Source organism: Streptomyces sp. UG1, assembly GCF_049974585.1.
Lineage (GTDB): Bacteria > Actinomycetota > Actinomycetes > Streptomycetales > Streptomycetaceae > Streptomyces.
Map to the genome: position 1 here is coordinate 210,226 of NZ_JBNGGG010000002.1, position 20,132 is coordinate 230,357.

At 70.5% G+C, this 20,132-nt stretch carries 13 protein-coding genes; 5 read left to right on the forward strand and 8 right to left on the reverse strand.

The features are described 5' to 3' along the window. Positions 1 to 4: 4 nt before the first annotated feature. The 8 genes from ACP4J3_RS03245 to ACP4J3_RS03280 are packed head-to-tail and all read right to left on the reverse strand — an operon-like array spanning position 5 to position 14,153. Positions 5 to 6,835, reverse strand: a complete 6,831-nt coding sequence (locus ACP4J3_RS03245) for an eCIS core domain-containing protein (protein ID WP_426530128.1) — start codon at positions 6,833 to 6,835, stop codon at positions 5 to 7. Then, on the reverse strand, positions 6,832 to 7,155 hold the full coding sequence (locus ACP4J3_RS03250; protein ID WP_426530130.1) for a hypothetical protein: 324 nt from the start codon (positions 7,153 to 7,155) through the stop codon (positions 6,832 to 6,834). The genes ACP4J3_RS03245 and ACP4J3_RS03250 overlap by 4 nt, the downstream gene beginning before the upstream one ends. Next, a complete protein-coding gene (locus ACP4J3_RS03255) occupies positions 7,146 to 9,143 on the reverse strand; it encodes an ATP-binding protein (protein WP_426530132.1) in 1,998 nt (665 codons plus the stop codon). Before ACP4J3_RS03255 ends, ACP4J3_RS03250 begins: the two co-directional genes overlap by 10 nt. Before the next feature lie 33 nt (positions 9,144 to 9,176). Next, the gene (locus tag ACP4J3_RS03260; RefSeq protein ID WP_426530134.1) at positions 9,177 to 10,148 is read right to left on the reverse strand and encodes a Pvc16 family protein; all 972 of its coding nucleotides are present in this window, start codon (positions 10,146 to 10,148) and stop codon (positions 9,177 to 9,179) included. Positions 10,149 to 10,181: 33 nt separating this feature from the next. Further along, positions 10,182 to 10,928 carry a hypothetical protein gene (locus ACP4J3_RS03265; protein WP_426530136.1) on the reverse strand — a complete coding sequence of 249 codons (747 nt, stop codon included), beginning with the start codon at positions 10,926 to 10,928 and terminating at the stop codon, positions 10,182 to 10,184. Next, entirely contained in the window at positions 10,921 to 11,709 is a 789-nt protein-coding gene (locus ACP4J3_RS03270) for a hypothetical protein (RefSeq protein ID WP_426530138.1), read from the reverse strand. The genes ACP4J3_RS03265 and ACP4J3_RS03270 overlap by 8 nt, the downstream gene beginning before the upstream one ends. Positions 11,710 to 11,735: 26 nt before the next feature. After that, entirely contained in the window at positions 11,736 to 12,260 is a 525-nt protein-coding gene (locus tag ACP4J3_RS03275) for a phage tail protein (RefSeq protein ID WP_016434446.1), read from the reverse strand. A gap of 33 nt (positions 12,261 to 12,293) precedes the next feature. After that, positions 12,294 to 14,153: a phage tail sheath family protein gene (locus tag ACP4J3_RS03280; RefSeq protein ID WP_426530140.1), complete on the reverse strand. Its 1,860-nt coding sequence runs from the start codon at positions 14,151 to 14,153 to the stop codon at positions 12,294 to 12,296. Positions 14,154 to 14,746: 593 nt separating this feature from the next. Here ACP4J3_RS03280 and ACP4J3_RS03285 point away from each other — a divergent pair. From ACP4J3_RS03285 to ACP4J3_RS03305, 5 genes are read left to right on the forward strand one after another with little or no spacing between them, the layout of a single operon-like run. Next, complete coding sequence (locus ACP4J3_RS03285) at positions 14,747 to 16,081, forward strand: ABC transporter substrate-binding protein (protein ID WP_426530142.1); 1,335 nt, start codon at positions 14,747 to 14,749, stop codon at positions 16,079 to 16,081. Then, positions 16,078 to 16,992, forward strand: coding sequence for a carbohydrate ABC transporter permease (locus ACP4J3_RS03290; protein ID WP_426530144.1), 915 nt, complete (start codon positions 16,078 to 16,080; stop codon positions 16,990 to 16,992). The genes ACP4J3_RS03285 and ACP4J3_RS03290 overlap by 4 nt, the downstream gene beginning before the upstream one ends. Continuing rightward, positions 16,989 to 17,933: a carbohydrate ABC transporter permease gene (locus ACP4J3_RS03295; RefSeq protein WP_426530146.1), complete on the forward strand. Its 945-nt coding sequence runs from the start codon at positions 16,989 to 16,991 to the stop codon at positions 17,931 to 17,933. Before ACP4J3_RS03290 ends, ACP4J3_RS03295 begins: the two co-directional genes overlap by 4 nt. 24 nt (positions 17,934 to 17,957) lie before the next feature. Next, positions 17,958 to 18,866, forward strand: a complete 909-nt coding sequence (locus ACP4J3_RS03300; RefSeq protein ID WP_426530148.1) for a 5-dehydro-4-deoxyglucarate dehydratase — start codon at positions 17,958 to 17,960, stop codon at positions 18,864 to 18,866. Continuing rightward, on the forward strand, positions 18,863 to 20,116 hold the full coding sequence (locus ACP4J3_RS03305) for a glucarate dehydratase family protein (protein ID WP_426530150.1): 1,254 nt from the start codon (positions 18,863 to 18,865) through the stop codon (positions 20,114 to 20,116). The genes ACP4J3_RS03300 and ACP4J3_RS03305 overlap by 4 nt, the downstream gene beginning before the upstream one ends. Positions 20,117 to 20,132 lie beyond the last annotated feature (16 nt).

Below are 20,132 nucleotides of genomic sequence, written 5' to 3' on the forward strand. Positions count from 1 at the left end.
ATCCTCATATTTCTCTGTGGAGCTTGGTCCAGTCGACCTCGCCGCTGCGCTGCAGCGCTCTCAGGCGGTTGATCGCCTGTTGAAGTTGGGGTAGCGAATTTCGATTCCACCGCAGCTTGCGCATCTCCGACTCGAAGTCGTACACGTCGGTGAACTTCTTTCCGGAGAGTTGGTCGCGTCGCTTCTTGATGCGTTCTGCCATATTCTCCGTGACGTGGAGCCAATTCATGATCTGCGTTGCCCCGTAGGTATTGATATAGAGCTTTTTCCCCTCGTCCTGCTGTGGTGGCTCAATGTCAAGCGTGATGGATTTTTTGAAACCCAGTCGATTCCAGTGAGCACGGTCGTCACCGGATTTACCGTGCTTCTTCTCATGCATGCCGTATGTGGAAGTTATCTGGGTCGGGATGTGCTTGATCGGCACGTCGGGCCCCGACCTGATGACTCCGGTGTTTCCGAAGACCACCTTGGATTCGTACCAGATGGGATCATTCTTGCTGTCGTCGTAAGCTGGCTCCTCCAGGCCTTTCTCCAGGTCCTTGTTCACGCCACGGCGAGCCGGCACGAGGTTGTTCTCGGAGTTCCATCCGCCCAGTCGGTCCGGGAGGAGGTGGGCCCTCACCCATGCTCCGCTCTCTCCCCAGAGATGGCTGTTGGCGGGATCGGTGAGGTAGGCCCAACCGGGCGGCATCGCGTCGCCGGGCGCACGCCCCTTCGGTTTGCGTTTGAAGCTCAGGTATTGAGCCTCGATCTTGCTTGCCCTGGCGCTGGTCCACGTGGGCATTTCCGGCTTCGGCAGCCCCCTTTCCGGTGCACCGGGGGGTTGGAGGTAGACATGCGGCTGGGACCGCGGCTCCGAATAGTCGCCATCGACCACCGGGAGCGAGTATTTCAGGGATGCCATGAGGGTGAAGGGGTCTCCGCCGACAGGCTTGAGTCCTGTGAGCCGATAGCGGAGCTGATACGACTTCAAGAGAGCGAAGTAAGTCGAGCGGGGTATGCCTTGACGCATCTTCCGGCGCAATTGAGGCCGGATCCTTGCCACGATCGCCGGCAGCCGGTCGTCCTTGGAATCCTCCTCTTCCTTCTTCGTCTTGTCCTTCTCCTCCTTGGACTTGGGCCTGCCAGGGCCGTCCTTGCCGGGGCGGGGGCGTGCCGGGCCGTCGCTCTTGCCCTTGCCGTCTGTGTCCTTCTTGCCGGACCCGTCCGAGTCCTTCTTCCCGGGACCGTCCTTGCGGTCCGGATCGGCCTTGTCTTTCGTGCCGGACCCGTCAGTGTCCTTCTTGCCGCTGCCGTCGGGGTCGGAGTCGTCCTTTTTGGAGTCGGGGTCGGAGCGCTTGTTGTTGGGGTCCTGCCCCTTGTCCTCGTTCTCCTTCGTGTTGTCCTTCTTGGTGTTGTCCGGGCCCTCCGTCTTGTTGGGTTTGGGCGTGGTGGGCTTCGGCGACGGCGTTGGCTGGGTGTCCTTCTTGTTGTCCTTGTCCTCGTTCTTCGGGTTGCCGTTCTTGTCCTTGGACGTGGGAGGCGTCGGCTTGGTCGAGTTGTTGCTCGGGGTGTTTTTCTTGTCCTCGGTCTTGTCGTTCTTGTTTGTGGGCCCCTTGGGCGTCGTGGGCTTGGGGGACGAGGGCTGCGTGTCCTTGTCCTTGGGCTTGGCGGGAGGAGTCTGGTCCTTCGGCTTGGTGGGAGTGGCCTGGTCCTTGGGCTTGGTCGGGGTGTTCGGGGTCTTGTCCTGGGAGGGCTTCTTCGGGTCCGTGCCCTTGCTCGGTGGCGTCGTGGACGTCTGTGGCTTGGGGGGTGTCGACGTCGGCGCGCCCTCGTCGCCGCCCTTGTCATCCCCGCCCTGGCCGTCCTTGCCCTTGTCCGTGCCGCCGGCCTTGTCCTTGCCCAGGTTCGCGGCCACGCCCTTCAACCGCTGGCCCACCTTCGACACGTACTTGCCGATGCCGCTCAGGATCAGCTCGTAGGCCATTTCGAGCAGGACCACGATGCCCGCCGCTATCGCCTTCGCGAACAGGACGCCCGCGCCGCCCTGGCGTACCGACTTCAGCCACGTGATGACCGCGCCGATGGCCTTGAGGATCTCGCCCAGTGAGCCGATCGCCGCCTGGATGGCCTCCAGGATGGCCGCGCCCCAGCCGGCGCCGGGGATCAGCTTCGCCAGGACCTTTGTGATGACGATCTCGCCGATGATGAAGGGGAGTTGGGGGACGATCGCGTCCCACACCTCCTTGGCGATCTTCTCTAGGGTCCAGCCGCCCTTCATGAGCTTGTTCCAGACGGCTTCGGTCAGGCCGGTGATCTCCTTGACCTTGTCGTTGAACCACTGCTTCACGGCGCTCTTGACCTCGTTGAAGAGGTGGTTCTTCGCACCGTCGTACGCGGAGTTCTTCGCGCCGCTCAGCCAGCCGCCGGGATCGGACAGGATGTCGACCAGGATCATCATGAACTCGCCGAAGGCGGCGATGAACTTCGTCGCGAAGTCGAGGACCGCCTTGAGGGCGTCCTTGCAGGCCTTCAGGACGTCGAGGAGCATCTTCTTCAGGACGTTCAGGATGTCGCTGAGAAGCTTCGCGATGGACTCCAGCAGATCCTTCATGATCTGCTTCAGCATCGTGGCGAGCTTGTTGACGAAGGCGATCGCCGCGTTGATCAGGTCCGTGATGAACTTGCGTATGCGGCGGCCGATTTCGATGATCGCTTCCACCAAGGACACGACGAACTCGATCAGGTCCTCGATGAACTTCTTGATCATCTCGACGATGCCCTCGCGGGCCGCGTTGATCCAGCCCTCGACCGTCTCCTTGAAGTTCTTCAGCGCCTCGACGATCGCTTCACGGGCGTCCTTGATGATCTGAACGACCCGGTCCCGCAGCTCGATGAACTTCTCTTTGATCCATTCGAGCGTCTTGGACAGCCACCCCTTGGAGTCGTCGACGTTCTCCTGTTTCTTCTTCTCCGCGTCTTCCTCGGCCTTGTCGCCCTTGTCCTTGACCTCCTTGTCGCTGGTCTCCTTCTGCTTGCCGACGTCCTTGTCGGTTTCCTCCTCTTCCTTCTTGACGTCGTCGCGGATCTTCTTCTCGCGGTCGGACTTCTTCGTGCCGAGCTTCTTCAGCTCTTCGTCCTGCTCCTTGGTCCAGTCGGAGCGCTGCTTGTCCACGTCCGTCAGGACGCCCTCGCGCTTGCCCGTCTGTTCCTTGGTGTTGGACTGAACTTCCTTGTCGACCTGGCGCTTGTGCTTCTCCTGGGAGGTGCGGGTGTCCTGGTTCTTCTTCTCCCGGCCCTTGCCCATGTCCTGGCGGCCGTCGCTGAGCGCCTTCTTGAACTGCGGCTTGCGCTCGTGCTCGGCCACTTCCGAGGCCGCCTCGGGCGGTACGGCGCCGGTGCCCGCACCGCCACCGCCGACGCGCGCCTTGCCGCCCTGCTCGGCCGGCACCTTCCCCTCGAGGCGTTCCTTCGGCGCGTCCGGATAGACCTGGTCCTCGCCCATCCTGCGACCGGCGTCGTCGGCGCCGGTCTCGGCGGCCTCCTGGCTCTTGTCGTCGGTGTTGCCGCCCTGCTCCGTGGCCTTGTCGTCGGCCTGGCCCTTCATGTCGACGCCCGGCGCGGTGCCGTTCTGCGCCTCCTTCATGGCCTCGTCCTTGGTGGGCATCCCGGCGAACTGCGCGGCCAGGTCCTCCGCCGTCACATCGAAGCCGAGCCAGTCGCCGATCCCACCGATGGCATAGCCGACCATCATCCCGACCTGGTCGAAGAAGTCCGGCTCCTCCATCTCCTCGGCTTCGATCTTGCCTTCCGGCTTCTTCTCGCCCTTGACCTCGGCCTTCTCGTCCTTGGCGTCCTCGGCCCGCTTGGCCTTGTCCTGGTTGTACTGCGCCGCTTCCTCGGCGTCGGGCTTGCCGTGCAGGGTCCTCGGCGCGCCGGAGGGGCGGTCCATGGCGGGCGGCTTGGCCGCCAGTTGCTTGTGTTCCTTGCCGACGTCCTTGTCCACGGCGCCGCCGACGCTGTCCATCGCCTCGACGGCCTGGTGCGGCTTGAGGTTCGACGCGGCGGAAAGGCCCTCCTCGGGGGAGACACCGGAGAGGTCCGGCGCCGCCTTGGCCGCCTTCTTCCCCTTGGCGGCGGAGCCCTTGCCCCCGCCCCCACCCTTGGAGCCGCCCTTCGTGGCCGCACCGCCACCGCCCCCGCCACGCGCTGGTGCGGGAGCGGGGCGGGGGCCGGATTCGACCCCGCCTCCGGATTCGGCCTTGGTCTCCGCCCTGCTCTCCGGTTGTGGAGCCCGCTCCTTCGGCTTCTCCGTACGCGGTTCCTGGGCCCTCGGACTCGACTTCTCCGTACGGGCAGAGGAGCGGGGCTCCGCAGGCGAGCTTGAACTTGCGGTGTCGGGTGAGGAGTTGTCCCCGCCCGAAGGCTGACTGGACGTCGACCCGGACAACGACGGTGTCGCGCCGGTGTCGGCCGAACTCTCGGAGTCGGTCGTCCCGCCGCCGGACGCGGAGCCACCCGAAATGCCGCTCCCGCCCTGCTCCTTGGGTCCCTTCGACTCCTGGGGGCCGGGCGACTCCTCGGCCTTCGTCGCTCCCGTGGCGCCCTCGTCGGAAGTCGGCTTCTCCCCCTCGGCCCCCTTCTTGGCCGGGTCCGAGGGGGACGCGGTGGCCGAGGTGTCGGAGCGCGCCTGCGCGGAGCCCTTCTCGCCGCCGCCCGAGGACTTGTCGCCGGGGCCGCCCGCGGCGGGCGTGCCCTTCTCCTCCTTGGCGGCCTGCTCGGCCGTGTCGCCGCCCGTCTCCTTCGAACGGTCCTTGGCCTCCTGGACGTTGGCCTCGGCCGCAACCGGGCCGGCCTTGGGGTCGTCGCCCAGCTTGGGGTCCTTGGAGGCGATGCCCGGTGCGGGCTTCGGCTCGTTCTTCTCCTCGGGGTCGAGCTCGCTCTCCGTACGGCGCGACTGCTCCGCCGCCTCCTCCTCGGCGCCCGGCACGGGCGGGGAGTCCTCGGTGCCCGGGTCGTCCTTCTCCGCCGCCGCCTCGCGCTCGGCGTCCTCCTCGTCCTCCTGCTCACGCTGCGCCCGCACCTTGTCGGCCCTGGTCGGCGGCGGGGCGGGGAAGGTGGGGGTGGGCGGGGCGGAGTTCCCGGCGGACTCGTCGATCTGGTCGGAGGTCGGAACGCTCGACACGTCGAGGTCCTGCTCGGGAAGGAAGTCCTCCGGCCTGAGTTTGATGTCCCAGGCGCTCTCCTCCCCGCCGCCGACCTCCACCTCGGAGTCGCCGCCCTGGCCGACGGACTCCTCCCGCTCCTCCTCGCCCTCCTGGTCCTGGGCGCGGGCCCCGTCCAGCGTGCTGCCACGGCCCGGGAACCCCTCGCCCTTGCCGGCCTGCGTGGGGATGCCCTCGTCGCGGCCCGGCTCGTCCCGCTCGGCCGCCTCGGCCGCGGCGGCGTTCTCGCGGGCCTTGGCGGCGGCCTCGTCCTCGGCGCGCGGGCCCGCCGCCTCCTCCTGGCCGGCGTCCTGCTTGGCCTTCTCCTCGGCCTGCTTCGCCCCGGCGCGGTCACCGTCCTTACCGGCGCCCTGCTTCCCCTCGTCCTTCTGCTGCCCCTGCTGCTGTCCTTGCTGCCCGTTCTTCTCCGCGCCGGACTTCTCGCCCTGCTTCCCGGCCTCCTGCGCCTGCGCACCGGCCGTCCCGCCGGCCCCGGCCTCCTGCTGCTCCGACTGCGCGGCGGGCGAAGTGGGCTGCTCGCCGTCCCCCTTGGGGCTGGACGCGTCCCCACCCGTCCGCGGGTCGGACTCCTTCTCGTCCTCCGCCTTCCCGGCGTCCGCGCCCGGAGTGCCGCCCTGCGGGACGGTGCCGGCCGCGTTCTCCGGCGTACTGCCCGCGGCGGGAGCGGTGTCCCCCGCCCCGGCCCCGTCCACGGACTGCTTCTCCGGGCCGGGAGCGGGCCCCGTCCGCTCGCTGCGCCGCTGCTCCTCCCGGGCGGCCTCCTGCTCCTTCTCCCGCTCCGCGTGTACGTCCTCGGCCGTGTCCTCCTCGACCTCCGGAGCGAGCAGGCCGCGCTGGCGGGCGGTGGCCTCGCTCTCCGCCCGGCCGTCCTCGTCGATCTCCGTGACCAGGTCCACCACGAAGTCGTGCTCGGAGGTGAGCAGCCGGTGCTCCAGGCGATCCAGTACGCGTTCCTGAATCTCCTCCGAGAGCGGGGCCAGGGCGGCGCGGACGCGCTGCGTGCTGTCCGTCGGGTCGGTACGGAGCGAGCGGACGACCGTGTTGGCGAGGCGGTCGACCAGCGTGGCGGGGTCGAGGTGCTCGAGCCGGTTGCGGTCGGCGTTGACGGTGGTGTAGCGCATCCACGCCGGGGTGTCGGCCTCCGGGGCGATCTCGGGTGCCTGCTCGCCGCGCGCCACGGCCTGGGCGCTGTCCTCGGCGGCGCGCTCGGCCGCCTGGTGCGGCGCGCTGACCTGGCCCAGGTCGCGGCCCGCCGTCAACGTGCCGCTGGCGAAGGGCTGTTGGATCGTGTGCAGCAGCTCGTGCGCGAGCAGGGCGCGGCCCTGCCCGGTGCCCGGCTGGTACTGGCCCTCGCCGAAGAAGATGTCCTGGCCCACCGCCACCGCGTCCGCGCCCAGCATGCCGGTGAGCGCGGCCGCGTCGCGGTCGGTGTGCAGTCGTACGGAGCCCAGGTCGTGGCCGAGCTGTTCCTCCAGCTCCCGGCGCACACCGGCGTCCAGCGGCTGCCCTGCCCCGCTGACGATGTTCTTCGGCTCGGGCGCGCGGTTCTTCGCCGCGCGCTCCTTGCGCTTGCGGCGGCGCTCGGCGGCGGCCTGCTCGGCCGCCTGGGAGTCCTGAGCGGAGGTGGTCATCGCGTCACCTCCCCATGGCCCGAGAGCCCCGCGTGCACCGCGCGGGCCAGCTCCTGGCCGAGGCGGCGCGCGGACAGCCCGGCGGGCATCGGGGGCAGCCCCGACAGCTCGTCCACGGACACGGCGGCGCCGTCCGCGGCCAGCGGCACCCCGTGCTCCCGTACGAGGCGGGTCAACTCCCGCTCGAACGACGCCGATACGCGCCGGGGGTCCACGGACGGACCGAAGCCGTCCAGGACCAGCTCGCCGATGTCGACGCGGATCTCGCGCGGTTCGGGACGGCCGGCCGCGCTCTGACGACGAGGCCCGTTCACACCCATCCGCGGACCTCCGTCGGCGTCAAGGGGCGTTCCAGCTTGGCGTATTCGGTGCGGGCCGCGGCGAGCATGTGCCGCATCTGCAGTCGGTCGTTCTCCTCGGCGGCGAGGAATGCGCCGGACAGGGCGATGTTGCGGATCGAGCCGCCCGCGACGGTCAGCCGGGCGAGGAGCTGCGGATCGATGTCCTTGACCGGGGCCTGCGGCGGCAGCACCCGCCGCCAGATCTCCGCGCGCTCGTGCTCGGCGGGGAACGGGAAGTCGACGACGAAGCGGATACGGCGCATGAAGGCCGTGTCCAGGGCCTTCTTCATGTTGGTGGTGAGGATGGCGAGGCCCCGGTAGGCCTCCATCCGCATCAGCAGGTAGCTGACCTCGAGGTTGGCGTACCGGTCGTGGCTGTCCTTGACCTCGCTGCGCTTGCCGAACAGCGCGTCGGCCTCGTCGAAGAGCAGCAGCGCGCCGCCGCGTTCGGCGGCGTCGAAGACCCTGCGCAGGTTCTTCTCCGTCTCGCCGATGTACTTGCTGACCACCTGCGACAGATCGATGATGAACAGGTCCAGGCCCAGCTCCTTGGCCATGACCTCGGCGGCCAGGGTCTTGCCCGTGCCGGAGCCGCCCGCGAACAGGGCGGTGACGCCGAGGCCGCGGCGCAGCGTCGCCGCGAACCCCCACTCCTGGTGGACCGTGGCCCGCTGCCGCACATGCGCGACGATCTCGCGCAGCACGCTCGTCTGCCGCTCGTGCAGGACGAGATCGTCCCAGCCGGCCTCGGGCTCGATCCGGCGGCCCAGTTCGTCCATCCCGATCCGGGCCTCGTTCAGCCCGGCCCGCCAGGCGAGCTGGGCGGCGTCGAGCTCGTCCTCGCCGGGCAGATCACGGCGTACGGCGGCAGCGGCGGAGCGTACGACGTGCGGCGGCAGTTGAAACTGTGCGATCAGCGACCGCAGTTCGCCCTCCCCGAGGTCGGCGACGTCCCGGAACGCGCCCTCCCACAGGCCGAGTTGCTCCTCGTCGTCCAGGCGCGGCACGGTCACCCGCTCGCCGTGCGGCCGGTCCGACTGCCGCGGGTCGCCGCTCGAGACGACGACGGGGACGGCGGCCCCGGTCAGGAACGCGTCGGTGGCCGCCCGCTGGTCGCGGTCGAGTTCGCCGACCTCCACGAGCAGCGCGGCGGGCAGCAGGATCGCCTCGCGCTGCCACAGCCGGGCGAGCAGGTCGCGCTCCGCCGCGTCGGTGGGGATGTCCTCGGCGCTCATCGCGTACAGCCCGAGCCCGGACCGCGCGGCCGCCGCGGCGGCGATCTCGGCCCGGCTGGGCAGATCGCCGCCGACCACCTCGACGAGCGGCGGCGCGTCCGGGCGCGCGGCGGTGGTCCAGCTCGCGGCGACGCGGCTCGCGGCCAGGTCGTACGACGGCGGCAGTTCCTGAGGCACCGGGGTGCGGCGCAACTGGCCGTGCAGCCGGGCGTCCAGGTAGGGCGAGCCGAGCAGGAAGTGCAGGATGCGTTCGTCGAGCCGCAGCCGGGACAGCGTCAGGCGTGAGGCGTCGTCCAGCTCCACCATGCGCCAGCGCCGCAGCGGGGCCACGGGGGTGAGGGCGCTCCAGTGCGGTTCGGCGAGGGCGGCAAGGGCGAGCGAGAAGGTGGGGTACGCCCGCTCCGGGTCACCGCTCGCGGCGGCGCAACGGGCGGCGGTCGTGGGGTCCAGCTCGTAGGCGGCGGTGAGGAGTACGAGGTCGCGCTCGAAGGCCGTGAGACCGAAGCAGGCGACGAGCCCGTCGAGGGGCGCGGCCGCGGGGGCCGCCGGGTCCGGTACGTGGTCCACGGCCGCGTCACGATCGCGGGAGCCGTCCTCGGGCCGCGCTGCCGTGCCCGGTTCGGACGCGCGCGCCGCGTGGGCGTCGACACGGGCCAGGACGCGCCGGATCTCCGCGGTCAGCGTCGGGCTGCCGCCGGGCGCGTTCGCGGTACCCGTCCGTTGCGTCCCCATGTCCTCTCCTTCCCCCGTCGTCCCCATACCGCCTCAGCTCTCCGCGCCCTCGGGGCCACCCGCCGAGGAGGAGCCCGGTGACGAGTCCGAGGGCGGCGTGGCAGCCGTGCCCTTCTTCGCGCCACGCGCGGGCCTGGCCGCCTGCGCCGCCTTGCTGGGCCGCGCTTCTTTTCGAGTACGGGCAGGCGCCTTGGCCGCGGCCTTCGCGGGCGCCTTGGCCGAAGTCTTCGCGGGAGATGTCTTCGCGACCGACTTGGCGGGAGCCTTCTCAGGCGCCTTCGCGGGTGCCTTCTCAGCCGTGTTCCGCGCGGGCCCTTCTCCCGAAGCCGAAGTCCCGCTCTCCACGGGAACGGGCTCGGGACCCGGCGCGCTGCCCGGCGGCACCGGCGCCCCGGGCGCCCCGAACGGCAGCACGCGCACCGTGTGCCGCTCCACCGGCTTCGCCGGCGCCGGGCTCTCGCGGCCGTCGATGAAGACGAGGGCCGCCTGGTAGACCACCGACAGGGCGTACGGCGTCTGGTGGAGCATGCCCCACAGCTTCGACGTCTCGTCGATGTCCATCACGGTCGGCGTGAACCGCACCCGCTGCGCCGCCTCGGCGAGGTCGCTGCCGGCGAGGTGCGGCAGTTCACCCGCCTGTTCGATGACGTCCTTCGGCAGGATCGGAATCTCGTGCAGGGTCCGCACCACGGAGCCGATCAGCCGCTGTCCCACGAGTTTCGTCTCGTCGCCGTACGCACTGATCAGGAAGTGCAGGTCCAGCGCGGCGGCCGGCCGCTTCAGCAGGGTGCCGTCGGCGGCCCGGGTCGGCAGATCGTTGTTGCGCAGCGACGTGTTGGGCGTGACCTGGTAGAGGAACACGTTGAGGGTGGGGTGGTCCGGCGGCTCCGTCGGCGGCTTGTGCGGCTCCACCTTGACGGCCTCGTCGAACTCCGGGCCCACGTTGGAGGCGAGCAGCAGGGCGAGGGCCTGGGTGACATGGGCGATGGCGAGTGCGTTGCTCATGAAGTCGGTTCCTCGGTTCCTCGGTCCGTCATGTCACTCCCGCCCTCGCGCCAGGTACTCCGCCAGGCTCACGGTCGCCCCCGCACGGCCCGTCGCAGGGGTCTGCCGCCTGCTGCCGTCGGACGGCGACGGTCCGGCCGTCACCTCCAGCCGTCCGATCTGCACCTGCACGACCTGCTCGGGCGCCCGCGCGGGGCGCCGGGCGGCGGCCTGTCGTACGGCGTCCCGGGCCGCCGCCGTGTCGGCGGCGCTGGGCCGCAGGGGGGTTGACACGGCGGCGGGGGTAGCGGCGTCCGCGCCCGGGGGGTTGGGCACGGACGCCGCGCTCTGGGCGGCGCCCCGCTCCGAGCGCCCTCGGCCCGCCGCCCGCTGCCCGGCGTCCGGTACGGCCCGGGGTCCGGGCGCGATCGGCGCGACGGGGCGCAGCAGCGGTGCCTCGGGCAGGGGCCTCGGGGCGGGCTGCGGTGCCGGGTCGGCCGGGGCCTGTTCGGTGCGTACGACCGTCCGCTCGCGTTCCGTGTGCGGTCGGGCGGCGGGTGGCGCCGGACGCGGCGCCGGGACCGGCCGTACGGCCGTCGGCGTGGTGGCGGGCCACAGCAGGTCGGAGCCGTCGTCGGGTTCGGGTGCGGTGCCGCGTACGGCCTCGACCCGTTCGAACGGTCCGGGGAGCCGGGGTCGTACTCGCACCACGTCCGGGCGCGGACCGGCGGCGGCCGGGGCGTGCCGGGCGATCAGGCGGTCGAGGAAGTCGGGCTCCGGCGCCCCGTCGGCGTCAGACATCCGCACACAGCTCCAGGTAGTAGCGGCGCCGCAGCGGGCTGAGCGCCAGGATCTCCGGCTCGCTCCAGCCGTACGACGTGGCGAGCAGATGGACGTCGAGCAGCAGGTCCCTCGCCCAGGCGTCCAGTTCGGTCCACAGGTAGGAGGCGATGTCCAACTCGGCCCGGGTGGCCGTGCCGCACTCGGGGCAGGCGACGTTGAGCGTCACGTCGGCGCCCGGGTCGGCGGCCTCCACGGCCTCGGCGATCCGGCGCTGGACCGGGGCGGACAGGTCGGCGGCGGTCACGGCCGAGCCGCCCCGCACCGCCGTCACGAGGCAGCGCTCGAGCAGCGCGGCGCGCGGGTCCGCCGCCCGGGCCGCCGCCGTCAGGTCGGCGACACCGGGCAGCCGGAACTCCACGTCCCAGCCGTCCTGCCGCACCCGCACGACGGGCCCGGTCGCCCCGGCGGACGAGTCACCCCCGTCCACCGAACCGCCCGGCCCGTCGGCCGAACCGCCCCGTCCGCCCAGCGACCGGGCGAACTCCCCGGCGTCCAGGTCGAACTCCATGTCCTCCCCGCACGCCGCGCAGCCCAGCCGCACCTGCATACGCTCCCCGAACAGGGCGCGGCGCAGCGCGAACAGGTCGGCCTCGCGCTCCCCCACCGGCAAGGTCGGCAGGGTCGCGGAGTCTGCGTCCGGGCGGGCCGTGCGGTGCAGCAGCAGCGCGCGTGAAGTCGGTGCCTCGGCGAGGCCCGCCTCCCAGGTGGCCAGCAGTTCGGCCGCCCCGGTGATCGCCATCTCGTCCCCCCTCGACTACCGGCCGCTCAAGCGGGGTTGAGGAACGACGGCTCCTCCGGCTCGGGCACCTCGTAGTCCCGCTCCCAGCCCTCGCACTCGAGCTTCAGCGACTGGATGGCCACCGCGTTGGCGTTGGCGTCCATCTCGCCGAGGACCTGGTACTCGCTGGGCCAGGTCCGGTACAGCTTGTGCGAGACGGCGACCTGGCCGGCCTCGTTGAGGACCTGGATGACGATGTCCTTGCGGAAGTCGGCCAGCGAGACCTCCGATCCCAGCCCCGCGCCGACCTGCCAGACCTTGTTGGCCCAGCGGTCGAACTCGGGGTCGTGGGTGACGCCGCGCTCCAGGGTGATGCCCTCGAACTCGGAGCGGCCGGGCGACTTGCGGGGCGACGACGGGTCGCCGCCGTGCCGGTGCTTGACGACCTCCGTCGTCCGCTTCAGCGGACTGATCTTGCTGATGCCGGCGACCGTGCGACCGTCCCACAGGACCAGGAACTTGAAGTTCTTGTAGGGGTCGAAGCGATGCGCGTTGACCGTGAACTCAGCCATCGGATTCCTTCAGTTCTCCACGATTCCCCGCGCCTAGAGCGCGAACTGCCCGGACGTCTGCTGGATCTTGACGATCACGAACTCGGCCGGCCGCACCGGTGCGATGCCGACGAGGACGTTGACGATGCCGTTCTCGATGTCCTCGGCGGTCGTCGTGTCGCTGTCGCACTTGACGAAGTACGCCTCGCGCGGGGTGCCCCCCTTGAAGGCGCCCTGCCGGAAGAGGGTGTGCAGATACGAGGAGGCGGCGAGCCGGATCTGCTGCCACAGGTTCTCGTCGTTGGGCTCGAAGACCACCCACTGCAGGCCGCGCTGCAGGCTCTCCTCGACGTGCAGGGCGAGGCGGCGCACGGGGACGTACTTCCACTCGCTGTCGAGCGCGTCCGAGCCCTCCAGCGTGCGCGCGCCCCAGACAACGGGGCCGGTGACGGGGAAGGTGCGCAGGCAGTTGACGCCGAGCGGGTTGAGCAGGCCGGTCTCGCGGTCGGTCAGGTTGACGGTCAGCGAGTGCACCCCGGCGAGCCGTGCCTCGGTGCCGGCCGGGGCCTTCCACACGCCGCGCTCGGAGTCGGTGCGGGCGATGACGCCGGCGATGACGCCGGACGGCGGGAAGGAGCGCAGCCGGCCCGTGAGCGGGTCGGTGAGCTGCAGGTGCGGGAAGTACAGGCCCGCGTGGTTGCCGCGTACGGCGTCGAAGGCGGCGAGCCCGGCGCGCGCGGTGTCGACGCTGACCCAGGTGCTCGGCGCATCCACCAGCAGGAAGATCCGGCGCTCGGCGCACAGCCGCTGGGCGGCGGAGACGACGGTGAGGGCGTCCTCGGTCTTCTCGTACGCGGCGAGCTCGGGCAGCGCCAGCAGGTTGACGTCGGCGACGGAGCGCAGTGCCTGGATGCCGCTCTTGTCGCCCTCGGAGCCGATGAGGTCGCGCGGGCCGGGTGCCTCGCCGTCCTCGCCGCCTTCCAGCGGGAAGACGGGCGGGTTGACGGAGGCCTCCAGGCCGAGGTCGTTGGCGCACTCGCCGAGGAAGCGGACGACGTCCTCGGGGTCGGTGGAGCCGGCGACGACCTGGATACGGCGGCCGAAGGCGGTGACCTCGGCGCCGGCGAAGGCGTGCTTGCCGGGCGCGTCGGGCAGGGCGCGCAGCTTGCGCTCCAGGAGCAGCGCCAACTCGGCCACGCTGCAGGGGGCTTCGCCGTCGCAGTCGGGGTCGTAGAGCTTGAACTCGCGCTCCACCTCACCGATCTTGACGGTCAGGTCGACTTCCAGGTTCGGCAGTTCGTCACCGAAGGGCTTGGATACGGTGCCGGACGGGTCGGGGCGGCCCTCTCCGACGACCTCGACGCGGATCAGCTTGGAGCCCGCGTTGATCACGGTCTGCGCGTAGCGGCCGTTCGAGGGGTCCATGGACAGGCCGGTGAAGCTCTCGCGGGCGTCGCCCTTGGCGTCGTAGACCCTGAGGTTGAAGGTTTCGTCGGGGCACGGTGTGTCGTGGTCGACGGCGACGCGCAGGCCGTTGCCCCAGACGCCGGGCTCCTTGGCGTGCACTTCGAGGACCGGGCCCTCGCTGTGGCCCTCGGTGGACTTGAGGGTGACGCAGGCGGCCTTGCCGCTGCCGGCCTTGGCGACGCGGACGATCACCGCGACGGTGCCGCCGTTGCCGAAGAACTGGTGGACGGCGTAGCCGACGGCGCTCTGTGCGCTCAGGCCGCCGAAGCGGCGCTCGAACTCCGCGAAGCTGGTGACGCGTACCGGCTCGTTGAGCGGACCGCGTCGGGTGTGGCCCACAAAGGCGGTCACGGACGTGGTCAGGGTCGAGATCGTACGGGTGCTGCTGGGAAGCTCTTCGACGTAGACGCCGGGATACGTCGGCTTGGCGGCGCTCACCGCGCTCATCGGCTTTCCCCCTCCTTATCCCTGTCTCGGGCACCGGGACTGCAGACACCAAGAGACGGCGGAGGGAGTGCCGGACGGGCGCACGAATGACCCCCGGGCGTCGGCGCGGCGGCAGTGCGCACCGCATCAGTCCCCCGTCAGTACCCCCGGACTTGTCGGCCGTCCGGGCCAAGCAACGCGCTTGTGACTCCTGATGCTCAAGTGCGCAACCCACCTTGGTGTGTACGAAGTTGACCGAGCAAGGCGCCTTCAGGCCACCCCGGGAGGGGGTTTGGTGAAGGCGCCCTCCCGGCATCCGCACACCGTGCCTGCGCGCCCCGGCCAGGTGGTTCACAGATCCATCACGGAAACCCCTGCCCACCCCGTTCGACCAGCCGCACGCACGTGCGACCTCCGCAAGTCGCACACAACCCTCCTGGCTGGTTTGCAGGGGTGGTTCGAATGCGCCCTGTTGACACTCACCCCTGCAGGGCCGGTGAAATCCGGCAGCCATGTCTTGACATACGCCTGAAATGATCCGTAGCTTGACCGATCATTTAGATGCGTGAAGTCGCTTCACGTATATGAACTGCACGGATCCACGGAGTGTGCCTATGCGGGATCACCGCCGAAGTCTCCGCCCGGCCGCCCTGCTCGTCGCCACGGCGCTCGTGTTCGCAACGGCCGCATGCGGCTCGGGTTCCGGCAGCGCGGGCAGCGACGACCCGAACACCCTGGAGGTGTGGACCCGGAGCAATCCGGATTCCGCCGCCACCTACGAACGGGTCTTCGCCGCCTTCACCAAGAAGACCGGCATCAGGATCGACTACCAGCCGGTCATCAACTTCGACCAGCAGTTGCAGAGCCGCGCGTCCACCAAGGACCTGCCGGACGTGATGATCAACGACACGGCGCTCATGGGCAGCTACCAGAGCCAGGGCCTGCTCAAGCCGATCGACCCCGCCTCGGTCGAGGGCGGCGACCGGATCACCGACAAGACCTGGGCCTCCACGGTCGGCATCGACGGCAGGCACTACGGCATCCCGTACTCCCGCCAGGCCCAGACCCTGATGATCCGCACCGACTGGCTCCGGAGACTGGGCCTGAAGGCGCCCACGACCTGGCAGGAGATGCTGTCCGTCGCCAAGGCCTTCGCCACGAGGGACCCCGACGGCGACGGCAAGGCCGACACCTACGGCATGGTCGCGCCCGGCAGCGCCCAGAACGGCTACGCGGCCTGGTGGGGCTCGAGCTTCCTGTGGCAGGGCGGCGCCCGGATCATCGAGCCGGACGGCAAGGGCACCTACCGGCCGGCCATGACCTCGACGGCCGCGGTCAACGCCGTGACCTGGATGAAGGACAACCTCTTCTGCGGCGACAACGGTGTCACGCAGCCCGGCGCCCTCACGGCCGTCACCTCCACGGCGACCAACTTCCAGGACGGCAACGCCGGGATGTACATGACAGGCCCGTACAACATCGTCACCTTCGACCAGACCCTCGGCAAGGACAAGTACGAGGTCGTCCCCGCCCCGGCCGGCCCGGCGGGCGGTGATGTGCTCGCCGACGGCGAGAACGTCTACCTCGGCGCCAGGACCGGCAAGGACAGGCAGGAGCTGGCGCTGGCCGCGTTCCTGGTCTCGCCCGAGGGCCAGCGGATCGCCATGACCAGCGTCGACGGTCACCAGCCCGTCGTCCGCATCCCCGTCAACTCCACGCTGGACGCCGCGAAGGTGCGCGACGACGCCCGCTGGAGCGTCGTACAGAAGGCGTACGAGGACGCCTCCCAGGAGTTCCCGAACGCCCCGGACTTCGCCCCGATCAAGCAGGACACCGCCGACGCGCTCAACGCGATCTTCACGTACTGCGGCGGTGACGTCCGCTCCCAGCTCAAGGAACTCGACGAGACCCTCGCCGGCGACCTCAAGGACCAGGACCTGTTGAAATGACCGCTACCGTGACCACCCCCGCGGCGCGCAGGCCCTCCCGGGTCCTCAGCAGGAAGGCCGTCGTCCCCTGGCTCTTCCTGGCGCCGGGGCTGCTGCTCGCCCTCGTCTTCAAGTTCTGGCCGATGGCCAAGGGCATCTGGCTCAGCTTCTTCGACGTACGGCCCTTCCTGGGCGATGAGTGGATCGGCCTGGACAACTACACCCGCGTCCTGACCGACCACCGCTTCCAGGACGCCATCGGGCACACCCTGATCCTCGGTATCGGCCAGTCGCTCGGCGCCATCCTGCTCGGCTTCGTCCTGGCGCTGCTCCTCGAGGGCCAGGCCCGCTCGCTGAAGATCATGCGTACGGCCGTGTTCCTGCCCGCGGTGACCGCGACGGCGGTCGTCGGCGAGCTGTGGCGGCTGCTGTACTACCCGACCTCCGACGGCCTCCTCAACAGCGGCCTGCACCTGCTCGGGCTCGGCCCCGTCCAGTTCCTCGACAACCCGGGCATCGCGCTGTACTCGACGATGGCCATGGGCATCTGGATCTGGGCCCCGTACAACATGGTGATCATCCTCGCCGGCCTGGCGGGCGTGGACCGCTCGCTGTACGAGGCCGCCGCGATGGACGGCGTCTCGCTGTGGCAGCGGCTGCGGTACGTGACGCTCCCCGCGATCCGGCCCGCCCTGGGCATCGTCCTGACCCTCGCCGCGATCCGCGGACTGCGCGTGTTCACCGAGGTCTACGTCCTGACCGGCGGCGGCCCGGCCGGATCCACCGAGGTCTGGATGACCCGCGCCTACACCCTGGGCTTCACCCGCAACGACATCGGCGGCGCCTCGGCGGCCTCCGTCGTGCTGCTCTGCGTGACGCTGCTGCTCACCGTCACGGTCAACCACTTCCGCAAGAGGGGAGACGTGCGATGAGCGCCCCCGTCATCGACCCCGTCCGGCCCGCGGCCCCGGGCTCCCCGGCCCGGCGCGGCGCCCCGCCGAAGCGCACCACCCCGGCCCGCTTCGACACCGCCCTCGGCTGGAGCGACCGTCCCGGACTCGCCTGGGCCTTCCGGATCCTGCTGTGCCTGATCGCCCTCGGCATCTTCGCGGCGCCCTTCCTGACGATCCTGTCGGGAGCGTTCACGACCAACGCCAGCGGCTCCTCGCTGTCGTTCCTGCCGCACGACAGCACCCTGCTGAACTTCAGGGTGGCCGGCGAGCGCGGCATCTGGGACTACTTCACCAACTCGCTCGTCATCGCGGGCGGCGGGCTGCTGCTCCAGCTCGTGGTGTGCACGCTCGCCGCCTATGCGCTGGCCCGGCACCGGTTCCGCGGCCAGGCGCTGGTCCTGACCCTGTTCATGCTGACGATGATGCTCCCCGAGGAGGTCATCGCGATCCCGCTGTCGCTGGTCCTCGGCGATGTCCCGGTGGTCCACCTGGACCTCAAGGGCACGGTGTGGGGCGTCATCCTGCCGCTGGGCGCCTGGGGCTTCTCGGTGATGATGCTGACCGAGTTCATGCGGGACATCCCCGACGAGATCGAGGAGGCCGCCCGGCTCGACGGCGTGGGCGAGCTGAGGATGCTGTGGCAGATCGTCCTGCCGCTGTGCAGGCCCGCGCTCGGCGTGGCCGGTGTCCTCGGCTTCATCATGATCTGGGACCAGTACCTGCTGCCCCTGATCGCCGCCAAGGACCCCACCGACTACACGGTCACCGTCGCCCTGTCCATCCTGCGCACCGACCCCGAGGTCGGCTCCGGGGTGGTACTGGCCGGTGCGGTCATCGCCCTGCTCCCCAGCCTGATCGTCTATCTGCTCCTCCAGCGCTCGCTGGTCACCGGCATCGCCGCCGGGGCCACCAAGGGCTGACCCCACCGTAGTTACGAGGGAGAAATGAAGTTCCAAGGAATGCTGTTCTTCCCGGTCACGCCGTTCACCGCGGACGGCTCGCTGGACGAGGAACGGCTCGCTCGGCACATCGAGTCCGGTGTCGCCGCGGGCGCGGGCGGGGTCTTCGTCGCCTGCGGCACCGGTGAGTTCCACGCGCTGACGCCCGAGGAGATCGAGCGGGCCACGCGGGTCGCCGTCGAGACGACCGCCGGGCGCGTGCCCGTCCTGGCCGCGGCCGGCGGCCCGCCGCCCATCGCCCGTGACCAGGCCGCCCGGGTCGCGCGGGCCGGCGCCGACGGCCTTCTGCTGCTGCCGCCGTACCTGGTGACGGCGCCGCAGCGGGGCCTGGTGCGGTACGTCGAGGAGGTCACCGCCGCGAGCGACGTACCCGTGATCTTCTACCAACGCGCCACCGCCCGCCTCACCGATGCCACGGCCGCCCAGATCGCCTCGCTCCCCAAGGTCGTCGGCCTCAAGGACGGCATCGGCGACATCGAGCAGATGCACCGCGTCGTCCGCTCGGTGCGCGCCGTACCGGGCGGTGCGGACTTCCAGTTCTTCAACGGGCTGCCCACCGCCGAGATGACCGCTCCCGCCTACCGGGGCATCGGCGTCGAGCTGTACTCCTCCGCGGTGTTCGCCTTCGCGCCGGAGATCGCGCTCGCCTTCCACCGGGCGCTCGCCGAGGGCGACCGGGCGCTGGTCGACACGCTCCTCGACGGGTTCTACGGCCCCCTCGTCCAGCTCCGCGACGAGGTCCCCGGATACGCGGTCGCCCTCGTCAAGGCCGGGGTGACGCTGCGCGGCCTGGACGTCGGGGGCGTACGGGCACCGTTGCTCGACCCCACGCCGGAGCACCTCGCACGGCTCTCGAAACTCATCGACCACGGCCTGGAGGCGGTCGCCGCATGAGCAACCCCACCCGGATCAAGGAACTGATCGTCACCCCGATCGCCTTCCGCGACCCGCCGCTGCTCAACTCCAACGGCGTGCACGAGCCCCTCGCCCTGCGCGTCATCCTCCGACTCGTCCTGGAGGACGGCACGGTGGGGCTCGGCGAGTCCCCCGGCGGGGTCGCCCGTCTGGAACGACTCGAGGCCGCGGCCAAGGTGGTCGTCGGCATGGACGTCTTCGACGCGACGGCGGTCTCTTCGGCCATTGACGCGGCCCTGCTGCCGACGGTGCCTTCGAGTCACGAGCGCGGCTGGACCACCTCCGCCGTGGAAGTGGCCTGCCTCGACGCGCAGGGCAAGCTGCTCGACCGCCCGGTCAGCGATCTGCTGGGGGGCAAGGTCCGCGAGGCGGTGCCGTTCGCGGCGTACCTCTTCTACAAGTGGGCCGAGCACCCCGCGCTGGACGGCCGCCCCGCCGTCGGCGACGACTGGGGCGAGGCCCTGGACCCGGCGGGCGTCGTCGAGCAGGCCCGGCTGATGCAACAGCGGTACGGCTTCCGCTCGTTCAAGCTCAAGGGCGGGGTCTTCCCGCCCGACGAGGAGATCGCGGCGATCCGGGCCCTGGCGGAGGCGTTCCCCGGCCGGCCGCTGCGGCTGGACCCCAACACGGCCTGGACGGTGGAGACGTCGACGTACGTCGCCCGCGAACTGGACGGCGTACTGGAGTACTTGGAGGACCCCACCAAGAGCATCGCGGGCATGGCCGAGGTGGCGAAGGACTCCCCGCTGCCACTGGCGACCAACATGTGCGTGATCGCCTGGGAGCACCTCAAGCCCGCGATCGAACAGAACGCCATCCAGGTGCTGCTGACCGACCACCACTACTGGGGCGGCCTGCGCCGCACTCGTGAACTGGCGGCCGTCTGCGAGGCGTTCGGCATCGCGCTGTCGATGCACTCCAACTCGCACCTGGGCATCAGTCTCGCCGCGATGACCCATGTGGCGGCGGCCATCCCCAACCTCGACCACTCCTGCGACACGCACTACCCGTGGAACTCGGCCGACGACGTGATCGTCCCCGGCGTCCTCGAACTGCGCGACGGTGCGGTCGAGGTGCCCACCGGCCCGGGTCTCGGCGTCGAGCTGGACCACGACGCCCTCGACCGGCTGCACCGGCTGTACGTCGACTCGGGGGTGCGCTCCCGCGACGACACGGGCTACATGCGGCGGATCCACCCGGAGTACGAGCTGCGGCTGCCGCGCTGGTGACGCGGCGTCATAGGGT